Below are 25302 nucleotides of genomic sequence, written 5' to 3'. Positions count from 1 at the left end.
TGCAGTAAAAAAATTGGAGTGCGTTATGCAAGCAACGATGGATCAAATGTCAGTTTGGATGTTGATTAGCCATGCCAGTGTGTTGGTAAAAGTAGTGATGTTGATTTTGGTTTTATCCTCAGTCGTAAGTTGGTATTTAATCGTGCGTCACGGCATGTTACTTCGTGGACAAGAGCAGCTTTGGAACCGTTTTTTAAAGAATTTTAGACAGCAAAAAGATCTCAATCTTTTACAGCAAGATTACCAACAGCCTGAACAACAAAAAGGCGTTGTCAGCATTTTTCAACATGGGGTGGATGAATACCATCAATTGATCAAAGATGAGCAACTCACCACAAGTGATGTGATTGATGGGGTAGAACGTCGTTTACTCAGTAGTATCAGTGAAGAAGAAGAAAAGCTTCAGCAGAATCTAACCTTTCTCGCAACAGTCGGTTCAGTCAGCCCTTATATAGGCTTATTTGGAACGGTCTGGGGCATTATGAATGCGTTTATTGGACTGTCTGCCGTTGAACAGGCAACCCTCAATACAGTTGCACCAGGGATTGCAGAAGCGCTGATTGCGACAGCTATTGGTTTATTTGCCGCTATTCCTGCGGTCGTGGCGTATAACCGCTTTTCGGCACGTGCTGACAAGCTTTCCATTCGTTATTACGGTTTTGCCAATGAGTTGCAAACGCGTATTTATCGTTTGTTGGGGCACACTGAGCGCACTTCGCGTTAAGGAGCAAGAACCATGATTAAGCGTCCTCAAAAATTAAAACCCAATGCTGAAATGAATGTGGTTCCTTATATTGATGTCATGTTGGTGTTGTTGGTAATTTTTATGGTGACTGCACCAATGTTGACGCAAGGCATTCAAATTGATTTGCCTAAAGTGGATGCCAATGTCATGCCCGCGTCACAACAGCAGCGTATTGTAACCTTATCTATTCAAGCCAATGGCCAGTATTACTGGAATATTGGATCAGAAGTGAATACTGAGAAAGTTACGGATCAGGCCATTGATTTAGCTACTATGCAACAAAAGCTCGTTCCAATTATTCAAAAAGATAAAAGCTTACAGTTTTATGTACGTGCCGATCAGGATGCTGATTATCAACTGGTTGCACAGGCCATAGCATCCTTGCAAAAAAGTGGGGTAACGAACTTGGGGCTAGTGACAGAGGAACCACAATCATGATGGCAACCGTTTCCAAAATTAGGTTTCGTGATCAAGGTCTAGCACTTTCGGTCACGGCTGGATTGCATATTGCGCTAATTGCATGGTTATGTACGGTTGAGATGCATGAAACATTGGCGGAACCCAAGCCGAAAACCATTCAATTACAATTTGTGCAAATACCCCCTCCAATCAAACAACAACCTGAACCTAAAAAGCCTGAGCCGATAGTCGAAGAAAAACCCTTACATGAGGTTGTCAAAAAACAGCTTGAGAAACCTACTGAAGTCCAACCGAAAACCACCAAGAAGTTTGTAGAGTCACAGAGTAGCAAAATTGTACCTACAGCGGCTAAACCGACACAGCAAGTCGTGACGGAAAAGCAAACGGCAGTAGCGGAATCTCAGAAAACAGTAGATACGCAGTCTCAAGCGGATATACCAACTCAGACGAAGACCCAGAAATCAGTAGAACCTAAAGCACAAACTCATCCTGAATCATTTGATGTTAAAAATTATCAACCTGTTGCAAAAATAGCACCAGCTTACCCTGAACAAGCTTTGGATCGTAAGCTGGAGGGGGATTGTACGGTGGTATATAGCGTGAACGAAAAAGGACGGGTAGAAAATCCAAAGGCACAAGGTGACTGCCATCCGATGTTTGTACGACCTTCGATTCAGGCTGCACTCACTTTTAAATATCAGCCTCGTCTCGTCGATGGCAAACCAACCAGTGTATCGAATGTTAAAAATACTTTCCAATATAGGATTGAAATTTAATTGTTGAATAGTAACCAAAATTCTAGATATATAATCATTTTTGATAGGGATTTCATAATTTAGTGGAGCAAATATATCTAATTTGAAAGATTTTTTTGTGCAGTAAAATAATATTGGAATTATTATGGATGTTACCTAGTGTAGCGAATTCTCCAATATCGGCTATATGGCCAAAATGAATATTGTAAAGTATTATATTAATTTGAGTTAGTGTAATTGGGCAGTGTAGATGAGCTAAAGAAGCAAGTCTAGAACAAGTCTTGCGCCTGTCTGAGTTAAATACTTTTACTGATGAGCATAGGCACTGTATTATAAAACCAACTATTTCTTTAATTGCACATCTTATCTGCCTTTTTTAAGTATGTTTTTTTTATTGCCAAAATTTGAACTAACTGAGTTGTTTGAGGTGAGCACATAACAGGTATCTAATAAGTCTCAATTAAAAAAGTATGATCTAAATTTTTATCTGACAAGAGGATATAAAAATTTAAAGCTTATTTTATTGCCGTTATCAGTTTATTAAATAGAACATTTTTCATTATTAATTCGCTGAATGACTGAAACACCTGAAAGTCGACTAGGATAGTAGGATAATTTTTTGTTCTTTTCGGCTTTCATTCATGTCGAATCTTAAAGTGCGAGTTAAAAATGGCAACTGAACCTCTGAACCCTAAACGTCCACTTTATATTCCCTATGCAGGTACTGCATTACTTGAACTCCCATTGCTGAATAAAGGTTCAGCATTCTCTGTAGAAGAACGTATACATTTTAATTTACATGGACTTTTGCCCCAAGCGATCGAATCGATTGAGGAACAAAGTCAGCGTTCGTATCAACAATACTGCTCATTCAATGATGCAATCAATAAGCATATTTACCTACGTAACATCCAAGACACCAATGAGACGCTTTTCTATCATTTGATCGAAAATCACTTAAGCGAAATGATGCCGATCATCTATACGCCAACGGTAGGAGAGGCATGTCAGCATTTTTCCAAGATTTATCGCCGTCATCGCGGGGTTTTTATTTCCTATCCGGATCGGGATCATATTGAGCATATCCTACATAATGTAAATCGAAGAAATGTCAAAGTGATCGTGATTACAGATGGAGAGCGCATTCTTGGTTTAGGCGATCAGGGTATTGGCGGAATGGGCATTCCGATTGGAAAGCTGGCTTTATATACGGCCTGCGGAGGCATTAGTCCGGCCTATACCTTGCCAATTACTTTGGATGTAGGCACGAACAATGAGCAGCTGTTGAATGATCCGATTTATATGGGATGGCGTCAGCCTCGTATCACCGGTGATGAATATTATGAATTTGTCGAAATGGTGATACAGGCGATTCAGCAAAGATGGCCCGATGCGCTAATTCAATTTGAAGATTTTGCCCAGCACAATGCCATGCCTTTACTGGAAAAATATCGCGATCGAGTATGTTGCTTCAATGACGATATTCAGGGTACGGCAGCTGTGGCAGTAGGCAGTCTGATTGCAGCTTCCTATGCGTCTAATAAGCAACTAAAAGACCAGACCATTGCCTTTTTGGGAGCAGGTTCAGCCGGTTGTGGGATCGCTGAACAGATTGTGGCAAAAATGGTAGCAGAAGGCCTGACTGATGCAGAGGCACGTAAGCGGGTTTTTATGGTGGATCGCTTCGGCCTTATTACCCAGAATCAGCCAAATCTATTAAATTTCCAGAGAAAACTGGCGCAAGACCCAGAAAATATTGCTGAATGGGGGAATGCTGAAGAGATTATTTCTCTATCGGATGTCATCAAATATGCGAAACCCACAGTGTTGATTGGGGTATCTGGACAGCCGGGATTATTTAGCAAAGATGTGATCACGACAATGGCTGAAAATTGTGAACATCCGATTATCTTCCCTTTATCGAATCCTACTTCTCGCGTAGAAGCTGTTCCAGCCGATATTATTCAATGGACCAATGGGAAAGCTTTGATTGCTACAGGTAGCCCATTTGCACCTGTTAATTATCAGGAACAGATTTATACTATTTCTCAATGCAATAACTCTTATATTTTTCCGGGAATTGGACTAGGCGTGATTGCTTCAGGTGCCACACGTGTTACGGATAATATGCTGATGGCATCAAGTAATGCCTTAGCAGAATGCTCTCCAAAACTTCAGGATCCAACTGCCAACTTGTTGCCAGATCTGGATCAGATCCAGCATATTTCCAAGATTATTGCCTTAAGGGTTGCGCAAGCTGCGATTGATGATGGCGTTGCTCCAAAAGTTGGTTTTGATGTGCTGCAGAAAGCCATTGATACAAATTTCTGGATACCGGAATATCGGGAATATAAGCGTGTGACCTTTTAATATTATTAGGAAAAGGGCGGCCTAATATTAAGTAAAGCAGAGCGATGACATTGTTATTTCTCTGCTTTTTTTGTTTGGAGAAAGCGAAGATAATCTAAAATATAGAAGTTCAATCTACTCAAATCTTTATTATTTTCAAAGTTACAACTGGTCATTCAGATGACTAAAAATTAATAGGTTTTATTATGTCAAACTCAAATATTGTTAAAGGTACTGTAAAGTGGTTCAACGAAACTAAAGGTTTCGGTTTTATTCAACAAGAATCTGGTCCAGATGTTTTTGCTCATTTCAGTGAAATTGCCAGTTCAGGTTTTAAAACCTTAATGGAAGGCCAGCAAGTTGAATTTAGCGTAGTTCAAGGTCAAAAAGGCCCAAATGCTGTAAATATTACTGCGCTATAAGTCTTTAGAATAAAAAAGCACGCATCAGTGCTTTTTTATTGTTTTAAATAAAAGTTAAAGAGCTTTTTCCAGATTGGAAGAAGTATAAAAATAGGATACAAGTTGTTAAAAATTAATGAATTAATTGCAAAATCTAAAAATGGTACAGAAATTATTGTTTCTTTGATTCCCTTGAATAAAATGCAAAATACACGTCAAGGTTTTAAGGAAATAGAAGTAGGTAAAAGAGTGCTGCTTCAATCAGGAATAGAAGTTGACCTGAATCTAGACGGTCGTACATTTTATACATCTTTAAATCAATTATTTAAATTAAATCATAAAGTTATTTAATATTTAAATTATATATTGGCTAACCAATTTCTAGCCGATCTCTCTTATAATCATTACTAAAAGTTTATTTATGTTTAAGCAAAATATCAGTGTGAAAGATCAATTCGGTGTTCAATACGCGATTCAGGCTACTGTTGACCCTGATTTTGTTCATACCCAATCGGATTCTAACGTCAAACATATTACGGTTGAAGGTGAAAATATTCGCCCAAGTTTTGAAATGTTTTTTCAAAGCACCATCAGCGGCAAAATTTTCAAAATTATTTAGTGGTCATGTGACATGACCAAAAGTGAATATAAAAAATCTTGGTATTTTGCCAGGATTTTGTCTTTGAAATTATGAACTTGATAATTAAACCTATTCATCGTCTTATAAATAAATCCTGAATTAATAAGCATATTTTTAGTTCAAATTTAAATCGACTTAGCCATCATTTCAGTGATCCCTATTTTATATCTTCTACTACTTATGCTTTTAGGCATAAAACTATTATCAACCTATAAAAAATCTAATACACATCAAATCAGAAAGCCAATCAGAGTTAAAACCCGTCAAGGTTATTATAAGTTTCGTTGGTATGAACTTAAGTCATATAAATGACTGAGGATATGCAGCTGGTTTAAGGTGGTGAGCAAGGGCAGTTCAGTTTTAGTTTTGCTAGAACATTCAGACGCTAAGTATTTAATCTTTTCTTTTTGAACATTTAATAATCAATAGATGATCATAAAGTCAGGAGTTTACTCTATGAATAAATAGACCTCTTGCGTTAGTCAAAATTTAATCAGTGATAAACGTTGATTTTTAAATAAATATCAAAGTCTAAAATAGTCAAAAATAATACTTTCGCAAGAGGTCTAATGTATAAAATTACTCGCCAAAAAAAAATTAAGTATTACTTTTCTAGAGAGTGCATCAGCAGGTTACCTGGCTTACCGATTTTCCCAAAATAAATATTCTGGCGATATTCTATATGGCGGACTGGTGTGTTATGACATGGGTGTCAAAGAAAATATTTTAAAGATCAAACCTGAGTTTATTAAAAAATATACCCCGGAATCTATGGAAATCACGCAGGAAATGGTCAGAAAAGCCAAGAAAATGTTTTATTCCGATATTTATATTGCCTGTACAGGACTATTAAAAAGAGGCGGGACAGAAACCAAAGAAAAGCCAGTAGGAACTTTTTTCTATGTGATTTCTTATAAGGATGAGCTTTATAGTTTCCGCTTTCTTTGCAGAGGTAAACCGAGAGAGAAATTAAAAAAACTGGCAAGAAATATCAATCTGAGCTTAATTGAAATCCTTGAGGGCAGTCGATACAAGAGAAATAAGTAAATCGCTATTTATTTAGCTCTTGATGGTCGCTCATACACTGATCATGAAAATGCTCTGCTATAAAAAAATCCCAGCCGAAGCCGGGATTTTTTTATATTTGATCGATCAATTAATAAGGATAATTAGGGACAGGGCCGTTCGTTGGAATGGTGAGCTATTGTCCTGTTGCAAGGCGATTTGAGCCGCCATCCGGTTGCGCATAGAAATACAAAGGTACGGTAGGCAGATTAAGCATAGCGACTGAGGCATGTGCGGTTGCAGTTACAGGCAAGCCATACAGTGTATAAAAATCTTTAAGATCATAGCCCATGATTTTTGAACTGAGCACATAAATCAGGTCAGGGCGGCTCATGTTTTTCGCATTAAAGGCGCCTAATCCCAGTTTATTCTTATCTGCTTGAGATGCTTTATTTAAATCAATCTGATTATACAAACGCTGTGAAGTATTCAGTAAGCGTATGAACTCAAATACACCCTGAAGATCAGGTCGCGATTTACCTTGATGTAAACGGGTATAGTTCATGGCCATCTGGATATGGAAGGCCTGCATCGATACATGATAGCCATCTTGCCATAAGCGTTTTTCCATTGCGGCACGTTGTGCTTCACCTGACAAACCAAGGCTTCGTGTATCCTTGATATTGGCATATAAAGTTGGGTAACGGAAATTGCTACCATTACTGTCCTGAGCATATAGATGATATTTACGCATCATGCTTAAACCCGCCAGAATGTTGTTATTACATTCCACTACGCAACCAACAGTTTTTCCGGTTTTAGTAGAAGGGAATACCATGGTTAAGACATCCTGAACAGTATTATGTCCCAATTCATGTACCCAGCCCCAACCGGTATCAATGCCAGTTGACCCATCTGATGGATTTCCTGAGCATAGGAAGCCACAGGTCGCAATCCAGCCCACAAAATGCTGAACATTCGGTGCACGATGAACTGTGCCGGTACAATCCCAGCCTAATTCACTACAACGCTGTGCCGTACTGCTATCCAGCGGCATGTTGTTATAACCGTTGGCAATGTGGTTACTGTCAAAGATTACGCCCTTAATCTGATCCACATAGGTACGTGCCGATCGATCACCAATGGCTTTTAAAGCATAGTCATTGGTCTGCTGAATTTCACCACCAACAAATTTAAAAGTGTTCCAGCCGAAGTTTCTACTTTGCAGGATGCTGGTGGCTTCGCTAATATCCGCTTCAGTGATCGTTTGAGTAAAATCATAATGTGCATATTTTGCTGCGCCTTTGATTTTTAAGGTCACCACAGAGCCTGCTTTGGCATTGCTGTAATTCAACATCAATGGTCCACCGAACGGGCTGATAAAGTCATTGCTTTGAGTGGCGTCTAATTTTACGGCGAAACTGTTTGGTCGGCGAGGACGTTTATAGCCGCCATCATCAAAGGGATTGCCCCAGGCACGTAAATAGCTGGTCTGGACTGAAAGCTGTGCACCTTGAGCATCAACAATCTCAATACTGACAGGCTTGCCCGGAATGCTGGCACGACCAATTGCGGTAATTCCGCTGCCTTGCGGAATGGTCACAGTAATGGTTTCGGCTTGCGCACTGACAGCCATGTTTTGTGCAGAGGCTGGCATATAATCACTGGCACCATTTGGATTCACCAATGTGGTTTTGCGTTTATAGTCCGTCCAGGAGTCGCTGGCATAAGTACGCATAAAAGTCAGAGCATCGCCATTTTTCGACAGTCCGCTGTAATTCACGCCTGGACGCCAGAGATCTGCCAATAACACCAAAGCTTTTAGAATCTGATTATTATTTTTTGCGCTAAATGCAGTAATGCCTTGTGCATTTAAATTTTGTAGATTGGTAGAAGCTTTATTGATGGTTTGAATCAACGGATTATTGGCATTTAAATCACCTAGGTGTGCTGCACTTGGTGACTTGAAATATTCCAGCATTTGGATCGTACTATCGATGTCATTCACTTTATTCCATTGATCCGTGATGGAATGTCCTGAAGACATGAGTAAAGTATCTTGGCCATGCTAGTAATTATTATTGGTCTCAATCTTCAATGCCGAAAAGATTTTTTCTATCGGTGTAGTGACGTTATAACCCATTGCCTGGAAATATATTGGCTTACCTGCCTCCAGATATTCCTGAATCAAGCTGGATTCAAAATTATTGGCGCCGATATTACTGCCTAAAATCATCAGGTCAGCATCTTTCCAGCAGGTATTAGTTTGATCCAGTACATTACATTGTAGAAAGGTAACTTTAACCCCTAAATGCTGGGCAAAATAATTTTCTATTATGCTCAGGTTGGTTTGTGCCAGGCCATTCACGGTAAGTTTAAGTTCTTGTTTAGGCTGTGCTTGTGTTTTCCCCGTCAATAGCCAGCGAAAACCATTATTAAGCACGGGTGCAAAATCTATCACGTCAGGACTATTCGCTGAGATCCCCCCAAGCATATTCTGGCCAAAAGCCAGCGCACGGCCTTTACCGATTTGTGATGCGACTCCCAGACCACAACCCTTATTCGCCTGCTGACTTAAATTCCAGCCGAAGGCTTGATCTGAAACTGCGATTGGCAAAGCTGCACTTAAATCATAAGGATAAAGATTAATCGAAGCAGTTGGCGTAAATTGCAGTTGAGGTTGCAAAACTTTGCCATTTGAACTGGTATAAAGTGAGGTAATTAAACCCTTTTGCCACGTTTGTTGTTGCTTGGCGAGCTGTAAGGCCCAGTCTAGTAGTGCAGTTGAATCCTGCTCAGTTAAAGGTATCGCGTCACCTGTACTCAATGCCTGATCAATCCGATTGGTTGCAGGTGGCAGAGGTGTTACAGGTGAACTATTATCTGGTACTTCTTTAGGCGCTGAGGCTGATTCTTCACTACCACCTCCACCACAGGCAATCAGACTGATCGATAGCGATAAGGTCAGTAAGGCTGTTCTCAACCTCAAATAATTTCTTTCCACAATTTTCCCCAAGGTATAACCAAAAAGACGACATTATTTTTAAAGTTGTCGTAAATATTAGATGAGAATTATAGAAGTAAGTAGTGATAAAATAGAACTAATATTTAATTTAAGTATATGTTTTTTAATGATAAATAATTATTGAAAATAATTTTAAATGTGATGCGGATTGAGTTAATTTTTATTTGTTTTACTTAGGCCGCAGTTTAAAAATAGCCTCGACCCGAGCTGAAATTTCATGTTCTATCAGTTTTGACTTCGAACTTGAGCAGGGCCAGCGCAATTCTTTCTACATGTTGATAAGCAGGTTGCTCTAACTCTTCACCAAAAATATCCGGATCAATTTCCTCATAAGACCAGTCAATATTTTGATGCTGCTTCATCAAAGCTTCCAGATGCTGCAAGAAGCGATTGCCATCCTGACAAATAGTGACGCCAGTGTATAAAAATAGACGTCCATCTGGACTGAGTCGCTGTAAACCCTGTTTGATAATCTTAAAAGACAATTCATTGCCATCCAGTTTATTGCCTCCATGACGGTATTGCCGTTGATCTGGATCAATTAAATAAGGAGGATTGGCAAAAATCATATCGAACTGGCCTTCAAGACCAGAAAATAAATTACTCTGCACAGGATGAATCGTATCAAAACCTGAAAAATCGATATTAATCTGGCTATAGAGAAGAGCTTTCGGATTCAGATCTGCGACAAAGATTTCCTCATGATCTGGAAAATGTTTAGCCATATGGATCGCAGCAGCAGAAGTGCCACAGCATATTTCAGCCGCCCGTTTAAAAGAATTGGCCTGGCAAGATAAATACTGCTTTAAATGATAGGCAAAGCGGTAAGTATCAGGACCAAAAAAAACAGCGTCCTGTTGGGTCGTAGGAAAGGCGGAGTGAATAAATAATTCGCCTTCGAGTGAAGCGACTCTGATCAGACTTTTATATGCATTATTCTTAACTTCTAGAAGCTGATGTTCTAACAATAATGAAAAAAGAACAGGATCAAGATCGGTAATTGTAAATTCCAGATTCCAGCCAAAAATATCCTGTAGAGTTTTCTGTTTATTTTTTTCGCTTCTTTTGCGATCCAGAATCCGTTGATGTGAAAGTGGCGTAATAGCGATAAACTGATATTGCTGCTGTTTTAAAAAGTCTAATAAAAAGCGCAGAGCTTGTTGCTGGCTATTTTGAATTTCTAAAATCTGGTTCATTAGATGTGCTCTTCGGTTTATTTAGAATAAATGAAAAGGTGCATACACCTGTTTAATCTATACAAGATAATGACCAGAACAGCCATTCGTTATATTGATTCAATCAAAATGGATCAGATTAATCTTCGCCCAAAATTTATTGTTGTTCGGTAAAAAACTGATGTGAATTGGTTTAATTTGTATAGCGGTATTTTGAAGTTCAAATCCTTATAAAGAATGAATCACTTTTATTTTTATATGTTTTCTATAAAAATGCCGACTGATCAAAATGATAAGTCGGCATAGACTGAATATAAATAGAAGTTTTAATGAGCAGCTTCTGGTAAATCAAACCAGATCACTTGAGCATCTTCAATTGCTTTAATTTCTGCGTCATCCATAAAGGCAATCGCACCACCAGCTTCAACTGTATATTCTGCAATTTGTACTGAGCCAGAAATCACATGTACATAATTGATATGCTGAGTCGCTTTGATGTCCAGACTTTGGCCTTGATGGATCACGGCTGTTTTGACTTCTGAATTTTGACGAATGTGCATGGGTGCATTGTCATTCGGTCCACAGATTAAATGCCATTGATTCGGTTGTTCTTTGGCATCCAGACGAATTTGCTGATAATTCGGCTGAGCATCACGTTCATTCGGAATGATCCAGATTTGCAGGAGATGTACCTGTTCATCACCCTGGTTCATTTCACTATGACGTACACCGGTTCCGGCACTCATCAGTTGCCATTCACCTGCTGCAATACCGCCATGATTGCCCATACTGTCCTGATGAGTAATCGTACCTTTCAATACACAGGTCAGGATTTCCATATTGTCATGCGGATGGGTACCAAAGCCCTGATGTGCATCAATCAGGTCGTCATTAATGACACGTAAAGCACTCACGCCCATATAGTTCGGATTGTACCAGTTGCCAAATGAGAAGCTGTGTCTAGATTCCAGCCAGCCCATTTTTACATGACCACGATTTTCACTTGGATGTAGAAAAGCTTTCATGGGTTTATCTCACTTTAATTTTTAACTTGAGATCATCATACCGTTGTTTTAATTCTTAAAAAATCATAAACAGGCGACAGATCATTGCATTTTTGCAACGATACAAAAGGATGTAGGTATAAAAAAAGCCCACTCGTAAGCGGGCTTAGGTATTTAAATAAAGATTATTCAAGGAAACGGACAGTTACACCTGATTTCACTTTACGGCCTAAATCATTCGCATCCCAGTTAGTCAGACGGATACAGCCATGTGACGCAGTTTTAGAGATTGCAGAAGGATTCGGTGTACCGTGAATACCAAATGATTTTTTGCTTAAACCAATCCAGATATTACCTACAGGACCGTTTGGACCAGGTGGTAAAGAAAGTGGTTTCTTGTTATTGCCTTGAACAAAGTTAGATGGCGAGTAGCTATACCATGGGTTTTTCGCTACGCCAGTCACCTTATAAGTTCCTGTTGGCGATGGAGTACTTGAACTACCAATCGTTGCCGGGAAAGAAGCGATCATCTGGTTGCGGCTATTGAACAGATAAAGCTGCTTAGCACCTTTATGCGCCACAATCAAATGAATATCTTCAGGAACTTCATTGCGGATATTGGCAACAATCAGCTTTTCCCCAGCTTTCTTAAAGGTAGCTTTTGGATTTAACTTTTTCAAAAAGTCTTCATCCATATGGAATTTTTCACCCAGCATTTCAGTTACGCGAGTGTAATACAAACCTTTCATTTTTGCCTGTAAGGCATAGTCAGAAGGAATAGACTCGGTATAAGGACCTTTTAGGTCTTCTTCAGTGATGGTGTATTCCACAAAAGCAGGCTTAGAACCCTGTTTAGCCAATAGGGCATCCCAAGTTTCCTGAGTCAACGTACCTGTTGGTTTAATACCATTCATTTGCTGGAAAGATGCGATCGCTTTCAAGGTATTTTTACCGCTAGTACCGTCAATCGCACCTGGAGAAGCATGGGCATTATTCAACATGACATGCGCACGTGCATACACCGGAAATTGGCCTTTACCAATATCTTCATACCAGCTTGCATTATTAAGGCCATCTAAAGTCCAAGATGCTTTCGCAGCAGCAGAATTCGTCGGTGCTTTAGTCTTGGTTGAAGCAGCACCGATATCGGCCGTCTGGTCTTCAGTATCTTGTAATACATCTAATGCTTCAGAAGCTTTCTTCAGATCTTGTTGTTCTTGAGCACTAATTCGAGTTTCTGCTTGTGCTGCCGAAGCTTCAGTCGCTAAAGGATCAATCGGATCCTGAACCGCAACATCAGTGACAACTTGGGGGTTTAATGGTTGTTCAGCAGTAGACGCAGCGAAAACAGTACCTGCGAAAATGCAACCTAGACTCACAGCGAGCATTGTGCGAACGAACATGTAACTCAACCTTAAAAATATTTCGTTAACTATGTGAAAAAACACTATAAGTATTACAGAAAAAATGTGGAGATGCAGTAGTTCTTTTGTGTAATTCCTTACATTTGATCACTTAACATGATCGGTTTTTAAAGTCATGAGAAGTTATTCAAAATGCAGTCATTTTGTTATGATGTGAGCAATATCAAAGATAGATAGGAAAGTGAATGACGACCTTAAAAAATGATCGTTTTCTGCGCGCATTGTTACGTGAACCTGTAGATACTACCCCTGTATGGATGATGCGTCAGGCAGGCCGTTATTTACCAGAATATCGAGAAACACGTGCCAAAGCAGGGGATTTCCTTTCTCTTTGCAAAAATACTGAATTTGCCTGTGAAGTGACTTTGCAGCCTTTACGCCGTTATGAGCTGGATGCGGCTATTTTATTTTCGGATATTCTGACTGTTCCGGATGCTTTAGGTCTGGGCCTGTATTTTGAAGCAGGTGAAGGTCCAAAGTTCCACAAAACTGTGCGGACTGAACAGGATGTGGCTAATTTACCCAAATTTAATGCCAAGTCTGACCTTGATTATGTAATGAATGCAGTATCGACCATTCGTTCCGCTTTGGGTGGGCAAGTACCATTGATCGGCTTCTCCGGCAGCCCGTGGACCTTGGCAACGTATATGGTTGAAGGGGGTTCGAGCAAAGACTTCCGCTTCACTAAAAACATGATGTACGCACAGCCAGAAGTTCTGCATGCTTTATTAGAGCGTTTAGCAGATGCCGTGACTGAATATCTGAATGCACAGATTGATGCCGGTGCTCAGGCAGTGCAGATTTTTGATAGCTGGGGCGGAGCACTTGCTCATCGTGAATATATTGAATTTTCACTTAATTATATGCAAAAAATCGTGGCAGGTTTGCAGCGTGAAAAAGATGGCCGCAAGATTCCAGTGATTCTGTTTACTAAAGGTGGTGGTCAATGGCTAGAGCCAATGGTTGCGACCGGTGCAGATGCCTTTGGCCTGGACTGGACCACACCGCTCAATGTTGCACGCCAGACTGTTGCAGGTCGTGCTGCGTTACAAGGCAACCTTGATCCGGCAACTTTATATGGCACTCCGGACGCGATTGCTAAAGCGACCAAGTTGATGCTGGATGATGCCTATGCCAATGGTGAAACAACCGGTTATGTAGCCAACTTAGGTCATGGCATTACCCAGTGGGTGGATCCAGCCAATCCTAAAGTATTTATTGATACCGTACATGAGTACAGCGCTAAATATCTTTAGGATGTAAACGTTGATCGACTTTTTTAAATCAGGGTTTGAATTTACCTATAAGGCAGCTTCGGCTGCCTTATTTGGGATTCTGCTCCTGCTTGCTTTTGCACAAACCGCATCTATGGGTAGTGAACTGTTTTACGGTTTCTACCGCTATGACTATTTATTATTTTTCGCTTTACTGATTCAGGTAGTATTGCTCTATACCAAATTAGAATCCTGGGCCGAAGCCAAAGTAATTGCCTTATTCCATATCATGGCGATGGTCATGGAAATTTTCCTGACCCATCCGGCGATTGCATCCTGGCAATATCCGCAACCTGCAATTTTTAAAATACTGACTGTGCCCTTATTTGCCGGTTTTATGTATTCGGCTGTCGGCAGTTTTTTTGCACGTTCCTTACGCTTATACCAAGTCTCATTTGAAAAATTGCCGCGCTTTAGCCATATGCTGGCTTTGGCAGTCTTGTCCTACATCAACTTCATGAGCAAATTCTTCATTCCGGACTATCGCTTGCTGTTATTTGTCTGGAGTGTAGTGATGTTCTGGAAAACCAGAATCCGATTTCAGTTGAATCAACATGCTTTTCAGCTGCCGATGTTACCTGTCCTGTTGATTTTGGCCTTTATTATCTGGGTGGCTGAGAACATCAGTACTTTTTATCAGATCTGGCTATATCCAAGCCAGGTAGAAAAATGGCATATGGTCGGTTGGGGCAAGCTCGGTTCCTGGTATTTACTTTTATTGCTCAGTCTGGTGCTGGTATTAAAGATTTTAGGACAGCGTAATTCTCAAGGTAACTGGAGCCTAAAAACCCGGTAAAACTATTCTGTTTATGTTTATGTAAATTGGACATTTTTTCATTGCGCCAAATTAGACTTCCCGCTACTCTCCTGAATGTGTAATGAAGATTACATCATTAGCGTAATAACAAAAGATGCATGAGAATAACCGGAGAATAAGTATGTTAAAAAAGATTATGCTCGCTGTGGTAGTGGCAACGGGTTCTGGTATGGCGATGGCGGATAGAGATGTAGGTTGTGGTATTGGTAGCCAGGTATGGGCAGGCCAGTCAGGCATTATTCCTAAGCTGCTTGCAGGTACAACAAACGTGCTGTTTACTAACCAGTGGCTAGGTATTACTTTCGGTACTTTAGGATGTAGCCAGGGCGGTACAGTGACGGCTCAAGTTGTGACTTTTACCAATGAAAATGCCGAAGCATTGGCACGTGATATGGCCGTAGGTGAAGGTGAAAGCCTGAATGTACTGGCTGAACTGCTAAATATCAAGGCAGAAGACAAAGCACGTTTCTTCACTGTATCTAAGCAGAATTTTTCTGAAATCTATTCAGAAGAAAACCAGAATACTTTACAAGTGTTAAGTACTCTACAAACAGTCATGGCTAAAGATGAAGTATTAAAAGCTTATATCTAAGTATCGCTGTAAAAACCCTGCTGTCCTGGCAGGGTTTTCTTATAAATAAAAATTGAAAAGAACCGTAGACTGAATGAAATATGCTTTTTTGCTCTCAGCCTTGCTGTGGAGTCCCCTGAGTTTTGCGTCCGAAATTTCTCCAGATATTCAAGCTTATCTAGAACAAGCCACACAAAAAAAATTGCACCAGACTTCGACCTGGCAGCGTTTGATGTATGCCAATGCTGAAGGAAAAAGTGAAGTCAGTTATGCAGGCTATTTTCTGGCAAAGCAGGGCAAGACAGACCTGCAACTTGAATTGGAGCAAAATATACAGGCATTGTTTGAGCCCGCAGAACCCAATCAGTCTGTACGATGTAAATTCCCGGCACGTAGCCAGTGGTTAATGCAACAGCTGAATATTTCTGAACAGCAACTGCCTGAAGCGAGTTGCCCGGATTTTGATCGCTGGATGAATGAAGTCAAGCCTTATCAGGCGACCCTGATTTATGCCACCGATTATATGGGTAATCCCAGCTCCATGTTTGGTCATACTTTGCTGCGTCTGGACCCGAAAGACCAGCAGCAACTGAATCTGGTGTCTTATGCAGTCAATTATGCTGCTACAGTTGACAGCAATGATAACTGGTCCTTTGCCTGGAAAGGGCTGACCGGCCAATATCCGGGTGAATATTCCTTGATGCCGTATTACCGAAAAGTCAAGGAATATGGTGACTTTGAAAGCCGTGATTTATGGGAATATGAACTTAATCTGACGCCTGAAGAAACCGGATTTTTGGTGAAGCATCTCTGGGAAATGCAGCAGGTAAGTTTCCCTTATTATTTCATTAATGATAACTGTGCCTATCGTCTACTAGGGCTTTTTGATCTGGTGCGTCCTGAACTGAACTTGCAGCAGCAATTCGATACCGCCGCGATTCCGGTCGAAACTTTAAAAGTTGTGGAACAGCAGGGACTGATCAGGAAGAAGACTTACCGTCCGGCCCTGGAAACTCAATTGCTGGCTCAAGCCCAGCAACATGGCAAATCCTTGGCAAAAACTGCACATCAGGTAGGGTATGCAGAAACTTCTGAAATGGAAGCCATGTTGCAAAATTATCCGGCTGAAGATCAGGCCAAGATTCTGGAAATGGCCTACGACCATTTATATCTGGATTTTCTTCGTCAAGAAGTAGATGAGTCTTTTGCCCAGCCACGCTTTCGCAAATTATTGGGCCTAAGAAGTCAGTTGGCGATAGACAAACAGCGTCAGCAGCCAGAGCCTCCAAAAATAGATCCGGTTCAAAGCCATCATGCCCGAAATATCGTTCTTGAAACTGGGCAAGTACAGGGTGAGACTTTTGTGCAGCTTGGTCATCGTCAGGCTTATCATGACCTTATGGATCCGCTAGGCGGGCTGCGTACAGGAACCCAATTATTATTCCTGGATGGTGCATTGCAATACCGTGATGACCGCGTGAAGCTGGAGCACCTGGATCTACTGACAGTAAATTCCTATAACCCAATTAATGCATTTAAAGCGCCGTTATCTTGGGGCTTTAATTTAGGTTGGAAACAGGAAGCACTGGATCAGCAGGGCCAGTTTAGTACCGAGCAACAGCATGGTGTAGCCAATTTTCAGGTTCAGGGTGGCTATAGCTGGGCAAATGAAGCACGTGAACATCTCTGCTATGTGCAGCTACAAAATCATGTACAGGCCGGAAAAGCGCTAGACAAAGGATGGCGTATCGGTATGGGGCCAACGGTGGGTTGTCAGAATATCTGGACGGATCAGATCAATAGCCTAGTACAGGTGGAATTACCGTATTGGGAAGACTCCCATCAGTGGCAGCTGAAATTAAAAAGCCAGCTGCAATATGCATGGAATACACAAAATGCCATTCGGGCGAGCTGGGAATATCAGCAACAGGACTCGAAAGACTGGGAAAAATGGAGTCTGGGCTTAGTCCATTATTTTTAATTTGGCTAACATACCCTCGAATATTGAGTAAATGAAGTTTATAGATCAAATGACTTATATTTGAATGTTTAAAATAAATTCATGTTCGGAGACTTCTACCGATATTATCAAAGATTGTATTCAGTAATTGGGTTAAAATGCCTGAATATTGTTGTATTTTTCACATAATATCACTGAGAATCGCAAAGTATCGGGAAAAGTTATATGAATAATGAGTGTATGGCTATGCTGGCGGAGCAGTGGAAGCAGATCTGTCAAAATTATTCATCGGATGATTTGCTACACGCATTTCAGTTTATTCAAGACCACTCGTCGGTACTGGTAGAAGAATTCTATAAAAATATGCTTCTGGAAGAAGAAGCTTCTCAATATTTTACTGATGAGCTGATTCAGCAGCGTTTACGCGATACTTTACATCAATGGCTTTCAGAAAGTTTCAGTGTGGCGCTGAATAAGCGTTATGCAGAAGCCGTGCAAAAACAGAATATCGTTGGACATGTGCATGCACGCGTTGGGATTCCATCCTGGCTGATTATGCGCGGTGTACGAGAAATTCAGCGCAAAATGTTTGAATTGCTGAGTTTAAATCCGCAGCCGAACATGCTTACTACCTGTAGCTATATTGTACAAATCATGGGATTTGCCACAGAAATTATGTGTCGTTCCTATGAGGCAAAATCAGTCCAGAATCAGGAAATGAAGCACAGTTACCGGGTATTTTCTGCAATGCAGGATGTCGCGGTACAAAAAGATAAGCAGCGCAGTTCATTGCTGGATTGGGAAAATGAGCTGATGTTCAAGGTCTTTTCTGGCACTACAGGCATTAGACATCAAATACTGTCCAAGTCAGAATTTGGCTTATGGTTTATTCATAAAGCGTCTTATGCCTTTACCGGTTCTGATCAGGTCGATTTAATTATCGAGCGAATTTATCAGATCGATACGTTGAATCAGGCAGTGCTGGAATGTACTGAAAAAGATCAGATGCTGAATCTGATTCAAAGTATTCGTGATTTAAACCGTGAAATACAGCACCTGGTCGATCAATTATTCCAGGTTGCAGATTACATCGAATCAGGAAATGACTCGTTAACCCAGTTATTGAATCGCCGTTATTTAAATACCATTATTTCACGTGAAATCAATTTCTCTCGTGATAACCAGACACCATTATCCTTGCTAGCGATTGATGCCGATTTCTTCAAAGCCATTAATGATAAATATGGTCATGCAGCTGGTGATCTGGCCTTAAAATTTATTGCGGATGCCTTACAGAAATATATTCAGGGTAGTGACTACGCCTTCCGTGTCGGTGGTGAGGAATTCCTGCTGCTGCTGGTCGATTCCGATGAAAGACGCGCGCTGAACATTGCTGAAAATATCCGTAAATATGTAGAGCATGGCTTGATCAATACGGCTCAAGGACAGCAATTCAGACTCACAGTTAGTATTGGCTGTGCGTTATTTGATGGTCATCCGGATTACCAAAGATTTCTGGATGCCGCAGATGCTGCATTGTATATGGCTAAAAATACGGGGCGTAACCGGGTCTATCTGGCGCAACCTTCTCAAATTCAGGGCGCACAAAAAGCGTCTGTTTAATTTAAAGCTTGCTGCTGAATCGCAGCTTGGAATTGCTGTTTTTGCCGCACATATTCGGGATGGATTTTGGCTTCATCCCATTTTTGTTTAAATATTTTGGCTGCAGCAGCTTTAACCGGATCTTCAGAACTGCGCGGCAATTCCTCACGCCCATGTGCACCGCTTAAGCCTTTTTTATCATCTGGAACTGGACCATCGTATTTTTTGCCGCCTTTGTGATTGGCATAACGTCGGGCGCGGGTATAACCCATTTGTAAAAACTTGCGTGCCATATCGGCCCCGACAAAATCTTCCTGTTTTAAATATTCCAGAAATAGAGCATAAATTTTTTCACTACTGACTTGGGCTTTTTCAGCATCTGCAAAACGCCAGTGGGGCAGGATTTCCGACTTATAAGGTTCTACTAAAAGCACGCCTTGCTCACCGCGTCCAATCCGGTATAAGTCCGGACGTTTACGGAAATCAATTTTCTTAAAATCCAGACTATAGTCAAAACTATTTGAATGAACACGTGAAGGGCGTTTAGGCGGATCAAGCTGCTTTTTACTCATGGCTGTTTCCAGAATTTATATACTTGGATCATGCAGACTTCTAAACAAAAGGTCTGTATTTAAACATGGCAGGAAATGTAGTCAGGAAATTAATTATGCAGCATCAATCTGTTTATTTTTTAAAGGAAGGAAACTAAGTTAATAAGATAAATTTTTGAAAAGAATGTAGGAATTAAATTTTAAGAAATTGAGTGAATACGTAGAAAAGTTAAGGAATTGATCGCAAAATTCCTTAACTGATGAAGATATTAAACTCGTACTTATGTTTTAACTTTCTACCACGACATAATATTTTTTAACGGCTTTAACCACTTCAAAAGTGCCAACAAAACCGGGTGGAATAATGCCAGCTTCACCTGCCTTGATTTCAACAAAGGATTGTCCTTGAGCATCATGTAAACGGACGATCCCTTCGATTATCTGAAAGAATTCCTGTTTATTTTCAGCGAATACGATATTCCAGGCACCCACTTCACATTGCCAGATCCCGCAATCCATATTGGGATGTTGATAGGCACTCTGGGTCAAGCGTTTAGGATTACCTTTAACCAGCCGGTCTGGACGTGGATAATCGATACTTTCTTCAGCCTGACCTAAACCTCGACCCGCAATCCAAATAGATGACATTTTCATAACCTCATCGTGTAAAAAAGCCCCAATATCAATTGAGGCTTTCATTTATGAATCTATATTAATAACTTTCTGGTACAGCGCCTAAAAACTCACGGCGGACTTCTTTATCGGTTTTAAAGTCACCGATAAATGACACCGTACGCGTTGTTGATTCCTGTTTGCCAACACCACGCATCATCATACACATATGTGCTGAATCAATCATCACGGCCACACCACGTGCATTGGTGACTTCAGCAACCGCTTCTGCGATTTGCTGGGTCAGATTTTCCTGAATCTGCAAACGACGTGCAAACATTTCAGTAATACGTGCAAATTTAGACAGCCCCAATACTTTGCCTTCAGGTAAATAGGCAATATGTACACGGCCATAAAATGGCAATAAATGGTGTTCGCAGAGTGAATAAAATTCGATATTTTTCACTAAAACCATTTCACGGTTATCTGATGGAAAAACCGCACTATTGGTCACTTCTTCCAGAGTCTGGCTATACCCTGAGGTTAAATACGAAAACGCTTTCGCAGCACGCACGGGCGTATCTTTGAGACCAGGGCGATTGAGATCTTCACCAACGGCAGTAAGAATGTTTGCGTAAGATTGCTGCATAGTCATATGACGTATTCACTTAAACTGAGAATGAACAAGGACGGCATTGTAGCAGAAATCTTTTACAATGCCTTGTTTTGGGGGTAAATCCGCTTACTGTTTAAACTTTGGATTTTTTTCTGCACGTTTTAGCAAAACTAAAACTGCACCAGTGCCACCCTGTTTTTCAGGAGCACTGACAAAGGCCAGAACATCACGGTGCTGACGTAACCAGCCGTTGACATAAGTTTTTAAGATCGCTTCAGGCCCTTTGCCATGTACAATCTTGATCACGTTCTGGTTTTCATCTTTGGCGATCTGGATAATCTGAAGCACAGCCTGACGTGCTTCTTCGACCGTACAACCATGCAGGTCGACAGCTTCGAACCAACGCAGATTTCCCGCTTTCAGATCTTCAAAAACCTTATGCTGCAAGGTCGCAATGCGGTAGCTTAAGCTCGCCTGACTGCCAACCGGATTGAGCATAGCTTGAGTATCAGACAGCACGGTTTCATCGGTATGCATGGGACCTTCGGCAGCCGCACGCTTGGCCAGAGTTTGTGCATCGACCTTTTTCTTGGGAGATTTTTCAATTTTCGCAATATTGCTGGCATCAATTTTTTGTACGCCTTGCATCTGCTTGCGAAATAGATCGAGGTCTTCCGCCTGTTCCTGCTCCGCTGTTTTCACGACAGGGGCAACAGGTTCAGCCTTAGGCTGAGGATGACTAATTTGCTTTTTAAGATCTTTCAGTAAATTGTACTGATCTTTAGAAAGCGAAGAATCGTGTTTGCTCATAATCTGGAAACGGGGGAGATACTGAATTCTATTAAATTATAGTCTTAAATGACTGAAAGGAGAAATGAATTGCACTAAATACAACATATCCTAAACCCAGCTTTAATTTCTGGGTTGTTTTCTAATATTGAATAGCTTAATGAACTTTAAATAGAAAATAATTCATGAATCTTCTCTTTTTATCATTTTAATAGTTGTTTCGATGGAACATCTCTTTTTGAATATAAATCAATCAAACCTGGAAATAAAAAATGAGTTATTCAGGCAGTTGTTTGTGTGGCAATGTCCAGTTCAAAATAAATACGAATATTCAGACCATGTATCATTGTCACTGCAGTTTATGTCGTAAACAGAGTGGTACGGCCGCGAATGCACAACTTTAGTTCATCAGCAATATTTTGAAAGGACCTCAGGACACGCTTCAATTTCCTGTTATCAAAAAGAGACCGGATTTCGTTCTTATTTTTGTCAACACTGTGGCTCGCCTGTACCGAATCAGGTAGGTACAATTGCATTGATCTGAATTCCTTTAGGGCTTCTGGATCAAGTACCCAAAATTCAGCACGGACTGAGTTTTTGTCTGAACTCTAAAGTAGATTGGGCAGATGAAATCAAGGCGGATGAGTACTATTCTGAACTTCCAGAATTTGAAAAATTAATCTCTTATTTTGATCATTCAACTCAGTATTAAATGAATTGGTTAATGGAAATAAAAAAAGCCCCATGCTGAGATGGGGCTTTTTTATACTTAATATTTTAAACCGATTCAGGCTCACCGAATAAATCACGGAAAGCATGATCTGGGCGTGGCTGTTTCATGAAACTTTCACCGACCAGGAAAGCATGAATATCATGTTCCTGCATCATCGCAACATCAGCAGGGGTTGCGATACCGCTTTCAGTGACCAGCAGGCGTGAAGGATCCAGTAGTTTTTTCAGACGTAATGATGTATTCAGGTCGACATCAAAAGTTTTTAAATTACGGTTATTCACACCCAGCAGACAACGATCAGAAAGTTTTAAAGCACGTCCTAATTCTTCTTCATCATGCACTTCAACCAGTACATCCAGATTATGCTCAAATGCGGTTTTAGACATTTCCTCTAACTGCTGATCAGACAGACAGGCCACGATCAGCAAGATACAGTCTGCATGTAGTGCACGCGCTTCAATCACGCCATAAGGATCGATCAGGAAGTCTTTACGCAACGCAGGCAAGTCACAGTGCGAACGGGCGATCTGAATATTTTCATCAGCACCCTGAAAAAAATCCACATCAGTTAGTACAGATAAACAGGCAGCGCCGGCATCCTGATATTGCGCCGCAATTTCTGCAGGATTGAAGTTTTCACGAATCACGCCTTTGGACGGAGAAGCCTTTTTAATTTCAGCGATTACACCTGGGCGTTTAGACATTAAGGATTGGGCAAAGCCACGGACTGGTGTCCCACCTTGTGCCAGTTCTTCGATATCCTTATAGCTTTTCTGCTTCAAACGAAGAGCGAACTCTTCTTTCTTACGATTAACAATTTTACCCAAAATTGTATTTGCAATATCAACCATGATTCAAATTCCTGACCGTATTAAGCTTCATATTGTTTGATGGTTTTGGTGAATTCAGACAGCACGCTCATTTTTTCCAGTGCCTGGCCACCATAAATAATATCGTGTGCCAATGCCACACCTTGCTTATAGCTTGAAGTCAGGCCTGATACATAAATACCAGCACCGGCATTTAGGGCAATCATATTAGCAGCCTTATGACCGATCTCAGATTTCATTTTGCCTAAGGCATCTTTAATCAGAGCCAGACTTTCTGCTGAGCTTTCAATAATTAAACCAGTTAAGGTTTGCGATTCAATATCGACCTGTTCAGGAATGATTTCCCATTCAGTGATTTCACCGTTTTTCAGCTCAGCCACATGGGTAGAAGAAGCCAGACTGATTTCATCTAAACCATCACGTGAATGTACGACCATCACATGTTCAGCACCGAGCTGTTTCATCACTTCTGCAATTGGACGGCAAAGTTCATTAGAAAATACGCCGATGACCAAACGTTTTACACCGGCCGGATTCGTAAGCGGGCCGAGCAGGTTGAAAATACTACGAATACCCAGTTCTTTACGTGGACCAATCGCATATTTCATGGCTTTGTGATGGTTAGGCGCGAACAGGAAGCCAACCCCAATATCACGGATACAGCGTTCGGTTTGCTGCATATTCAAATCAAGATTAATGCCTGCCTGTTCCAGTAGGTCAGAAGAGCCTGATTTGGTAGAAACACCACGGTTACCATGTTTGGCAATGGTTGCACCAGCTGCTGCAATTACAAAGGCTGAAGCGGTAGATACATTAAACAGGTTTTGTCCATCACCGCCTGTACCGACGATATCCACCAGATGAGGGACATCACTGACATCGATTTTGGTTGCGAGTTCACGCATGACACGTGCTGCAGCGGTAATCTCGTCAATACTTTCACCTTTCAGGCGTAGACCCATGAGCAGAGCACCAATCTGGGCATCGGTTGCTTCGCCAGACATAATGGTGTGCATCACGTCTTCCATTTGTTCCTGAGTCAGGTGAATGTTTTTAGTAATATTGCTTAAAGCTTGTTGAATATTCATGACTTGCGTTTTACCCATTATGCGTAAATTTCAAGAAAGTTTTTAAATATCTGATGACCATGCTGGCTCAGGATTGATTCCGGATGGAACTGCACACCTTCAATCGGTAGTGTCTTATGTTTAACCCCCATGATCTCTTCCATAGAGCCATCTTCTTCATTGGTCCAGCAGGTCACTTCCAGGCATTCTGGCAAAGTGGCCTGATCAATCACCAGCGAGTGGTAACGCGTCGCAGAAAAAGGATTTGGCAGATTGCTGAAAATACCTTTATCACTGTGATACATATCAGACAAACGCCCATGCATGACGCGTTTGGCACGAATAATATCGCCACCAAAAGCCTGACCAATACTTTGATGCCCCAGACAAACACCGAGCAGGGGAATCTTGCCACCAAAATGCTGAATGGCAGGAATCGAAATTCCAGCTTCACTTGGCGAACATGGACCAGGGCCAATCACCAGATACTTGGGTTGCCATCGCTCAATATCCTCCAATGTCACGGCATCATTGCGGACTACTTTTACTTCTTGATTCAGTTCGCCAAAATACTGGACGATGTTATAAGTAAAGGAGTCATAGTTGTCGATCATTAGAAGCATGAGCTTAACCTATTGAAATTATTGCACTTAACTGTGCTAAAGTGATCCAGATTGAGCTTTATCGGGACTTGTTGCAAGTCTAGGGAATACACGACTAAATCGTTGATTTCATTGTGTGAAAATAAAGCACCCCTCATCATAGCAAAAAATAGCCACATCGGGCGCAATAATTTTTCAATTTTCAGGCTGGTGATTAGCTCACAGCCTTTTAGGCATTTTAAATGTGCGTATAAGTAATTAACTGACGAAAAGTAAGTTTAAATAAATATTGCAGTTATTATTTTTTTAAATTAAAAATAGGGTCTGTTGACATT

General features: G+C 40.8%; 25 protein-coding genes and 1 pseudogene. 14 read left to right on the top strand and 12 right to left on the bottom strand.

Features of this window, described 5'->3' with window-relative positions:
- Window positions 1-25: 25 nt before the first annotated feature.
- The 8 genes from tolQ to B3143_RS06045 all read left to right on the top strand — a co-directional run bounded on the left by tolQ (window position 26) and on the right by B3143_RS06045 (window position 6357).
- On the top strand, window positions 26-724 hold the full coding sequence (gene tolQ / locus B3143_RS06080) for a protein TolQ (protein ID WP_214001423.1): 699 nt from the start codon (window positions 26-28) through the stop codon (window positions 722-724).
- A 12-nt stretch (window positions 725-736) separates the two neighbouring features.
- The gene (tolR, locus tag B3143_RS06075; RefSeq protein ID WP_086208627.1) at window positions 737-1183 is read left to right on the top strand and encodes a protein TolR; all 447 of its coding nucleotides are present in this window, start codon (window positions 737-739) and stop codon (window positions 1181-1183) included.
- On the top strand, window positions 1180-1941 hold the full coding sequence (locus B3143_RS06070) for an energy transducer TonB (RefSeq protein ID WP_214001422.1): 762 nt from the start codon (window positions 1180-1182) through the stop codon (window positions 1939-1941). The genes tolR and B3143_RS06070 overlap by 4 nt, the downstream gene beginning before the upstream one ends.
- A 648-nt stretch (window positions 1942-2589) precedes the next feature.
- Window positions 2590-4290 carry an NAD-dependent malic enzyme gene (locus B3143_RS06065; RefSeq protein WP_214001421.1) on the top strand — a complete coding sequence of 567 codons (1701 nt, stop codon included), beginning with the start codon at window positions 2590-2592 and terminating at the stop codon, window positions 4288-4290.
- A gap of 185 nt (window positions 4291-4475) precedes the next feature.
- Window positions 4476-4691, top strand: a complete 216-nt coding sequence (locus B3143_RS06060) for a cold-shock protein (protein ID WP_004782814.1) — start codon at window positions 4476-4478, stop codon at window positions 4689-4691.
- A 102-nt stretch (window positions 4692-4793) separates the two neighbouring features.
- The gene (locus B3143_RS06055; protein WP_004782813.1) at window positions 4794-5021 is read left to right on the top strand and encodes a hypothetical protein; all 228 of its coding nucleotides are present in this window, start codon (window positions 4794-4796) and stop codon (window positions 5019-5021) included.
- 70 nt (window positions 5022-5091) lie between these two features.
- Window positions 5092-5289 (top strand): hypothetical protein, encoded by a 198-nt coding sequence (locus B3143_RS06050; RefSeq protein WP_214001420.1) that lies wholly within the window; start codon window positions 5092-5094, stop codon window positions 5287-5289.
- A gap of 594 nt (window positions 5290-5883) precedes the next feature.
- The gene (locus B3143_RS06045) at window positions 5884-6357 is read left to right on the top strand and encodes a CinA family protein (RefSeq protein WP_214002319.1); all 474 of its coding nucleotides are present in this window, start codon (window positions 5884-5886) and stop codon (window positions 6355-6357) included.
- Between the two features lie 154 nt (window positions 6358-6511).
- Here the strand turns inward: B3143_RS06045 and B3143_RS06040 are convergent, their stop codons facing one another.
- From B3143_RS06040 to B3143_RS06020, 5 genes are all read right to left on the bottom strand, one after another.
- Window positions 6512-8362 carry an ImpA family metalloprotease gene (locus tag B3143_RS06040; RefSeq protein ID WP_228301715.1) on the bottom strand — a complete coding sequence of 617 codons (1851 nt, stop codon included), beginning with the start codon at window positions 8360-8362 and terminating at the stop codon, window positions 6512-6514.
- Between the two features lie 21 nt (window positions 8363-8383).
- On the bottom strand, window positions 8384-9304 hold the full coding sequence (locus B3143_RS06035) for a hypothetical protein (protein WP_228301714.1): 921 nt from the start codon (window positions 9302-9304) through the stop codon (window positions 8384-8386).
- Between the two features lie 251 nt (window positions 9305-9555).
- On the bottom strand, window positions 9556-10536 hold the full coding sequence (locus B3143_RS06030) for a methyltransferase (RefSeq protein ID WP_214001419.1): 981 nt from the start codon (window positions 10534-10536) through the stop codon (window positions 9556-9558).
- Window positions 10537-10841: 305 nt separating this feature from the next.
- Window positions 10842-11540, bottom strand: a complete 699-nt coding sequence (locus B3143_RS06025) for a pirin family protein (protein WP_214001418.1) — start codon at window positions 11538-11540, stop codon at window positions 10842-10844.
- A 164-nt stretch (window positions 11541-11704) separates the two neighbouring features.
- Window positions 11705-12922, bottom strand: coding sequence for a L,D-transpeptidase family protein (locus tag B3143_RS06020; protein WP_214001417.1), 1218 nt, complete (start codon window positions 12920-12922; stop codon window positions 11705-11707).
- Window positions 12923-13128: 206 nt separating this feature from the next.
- On the opposite strand from B3143_RS06020, the gene hemE reads away from it, so the two are divergent.
- From hemE to B3143_RS05995, 5 genes are all read left to right on the top strand, one after another.
- Window positions 13129-14199, top strand: a complete 1071-nt coding sequence (gene hemE, locus B3143_RS06015) for a uroporphyrinogen decarboxylase (protein WP_166138565.1) — start codon at window positions 13129-13131, stop codon at window positions 14197-14199.
- A gap of 10 nt (window positions 14200-14209) precedes the next feature.
- Window positions 14210-15013 (top strand): DUF817 family protein, encoded by an 804-nt coding sequence (locus B3143_RS06010; protein WP_125278918.1) that lies wholly within the window; start codon window positions 14210-14212, stop codon window positions 15011-15013.
- Between the two features lie 142 nt (window positions 15014-15155).
- The gene (locus tag B3143_RS06005; protein ID WP_214001416.1) at window positions 15156-15626 is read left to right on the top strand and encodes a DUF3015 family protein; all 471 of its coding nucleotides are present in this window, start codon (window positions 15156-15158) and stop codon (window positions 15624-15626) included.
- Window positions 15627-15699: 73 nt separating this feature from the next.
- Window positions 15700-17586, top strand: a complete 1887-nt coding sequence (locus tag B3143_RS06000; RefSeq protein ID WP_214001415.1) for a DUF4105 domain-containing protein — start codon at window positions 15700-15702, stop codon at window positions 17584-17586.
- 204 nt (window positions 17587-17790) lie between these two features.
- Entirely contained in the window at window positions 17791-19188 is a 1398-nt protein-coding gene (locus B3143_RS05995; protein ID WP_214001414.1) for a diguanylate cyclase, read from the top strand.
- Here B3143_RS05995 and B3143_RS05990 read toward each other — a convergent pair.
- The 4 genes from B3143_RS05990 to B3143_RS05975 all read right to left on the bottom strand — a co-directional run bounded on the left by B3143_RS05990 (window position 19185) and on the right by B3143_RS05975 (window position 21756).
- Window positions 19185-19739: a DUF4385 domain-containing protein gene (locus tag B3143_RS05990; RefSeq protein WP_214001413.1), complete on the bottom strand. Its 555-nt coding sequence runs from the start codon at window positions 19737-19739 to the stop codon at window positions 19185-19187. The two genes, B3143_RS05995 and B3143_RS05990, sit on opposite strands and share 4 nt — an antisense overlap.
- A gap of 267 nt (window positions 19740-20006) precedes the next feature.
- A complete protein-coding gene (locus B3143_RS05985; RefSeq protein ID WP_104427005.1) occupies window positions 20007-20366 on the bottom strand; it encodes a cupin domain-containing protein in 360 nt (119 codons plus the stop codon).
- A gap of 64 nt (window positions 20367-20430) precedes the next feature.
- Window positions 20431-20979: a GTP cyclohydrolase I FolE gene (gene folE / locus B3143_RS05980; RefSeq protein WP_171064799.1), complete on the bottom strand. Its 549-nt coding sequence runs from the start codon at window positions 20977-20979 to the stop codon at window positions 20431-20433.
- A gap of 93 nt (window positions 20980-21072) precedes the next feature.
- A complete protein-coding gene (locus B3143_RS05975; RefSeq protein WP_214001412.1) occupies window positions 21073-21756 on the bottom strand; it encodes a Smr/MutS family protein in 684 nt (227 codons plus the stop codon).
- A 251-nt stretch (window positions 21757-22007) separates the two neighbouring features.
- Between B3143_RS05975 and B3143_RS05970 the strand changes: the two are divergent.
- Window positions 22008-22447 (top strand): annotated as a pseudogene (locus B3143_RS05970) (GFA family protein).
- Window positions 22448-22512: 65 nt separating this feature from the next.
- On the opposite strand, the gene trpC reads toward B3143_RS05970, so the two are convergent.
- From trpC to B3143_RS05955, 3 genes are read right to left on the bottom strand one after another with little or no spacing between them, the layout of a single operon-like run.
- The gene (gene trpC, locus B3143_RS05965) at window positions 22513-23319 is read right to left on the bottom strand and encodes an indole-3-glycerol phosphate synthase TrpC (protein WP_214001411.1); all 807 of its coding nucleotides are present in this window, start codon (window positions 23317-23319) and stop codon (window positions 22513-22515) included.
- A 20-nt stretch (window positions 23320-23339) separates the two neighbouring features.
- On the bottom strand, window positions 23340-24386 hold the full coding sequence (gene trpD, locus B3143_RS05960) for an anthranilate phosphoribosyltransferase (RefSeq protein ID WP_214001410.1): 1047 nt from the start codon (window positions 24384-24386) through the stop codon (window positions 23340-23342).
- Window positions 24387-24403: 17 nt separating this feature from the next.
- Window positions 24404-24988 carry an anthranilate synthase component II gene (locus tag B3143_RS05955; protein WP_034171526.1) on the bottom strand — a complete coding sequence of 195 codons (585 nt, stop codon included), beginning with the start codon at window positions 24986-24988 and terminating at the stop codon, window positions 24404-24406.
- Window positions 24989-25302 lie beyond the last annotated feature (314 nt).

Source organism: Acinetobacter sp. UBA1496, from assembly GCF_002324975.1.
Lineage (GTDB): Bacteria > Pseudomonadota > Gammaproteobacteria > Pseudomonadales > Moraxellaceae > Acinetobacter > Acinetobacter variabilis.
This window is presented reverse-complemented; position numbering and strand designations above follow the sequence as displayed.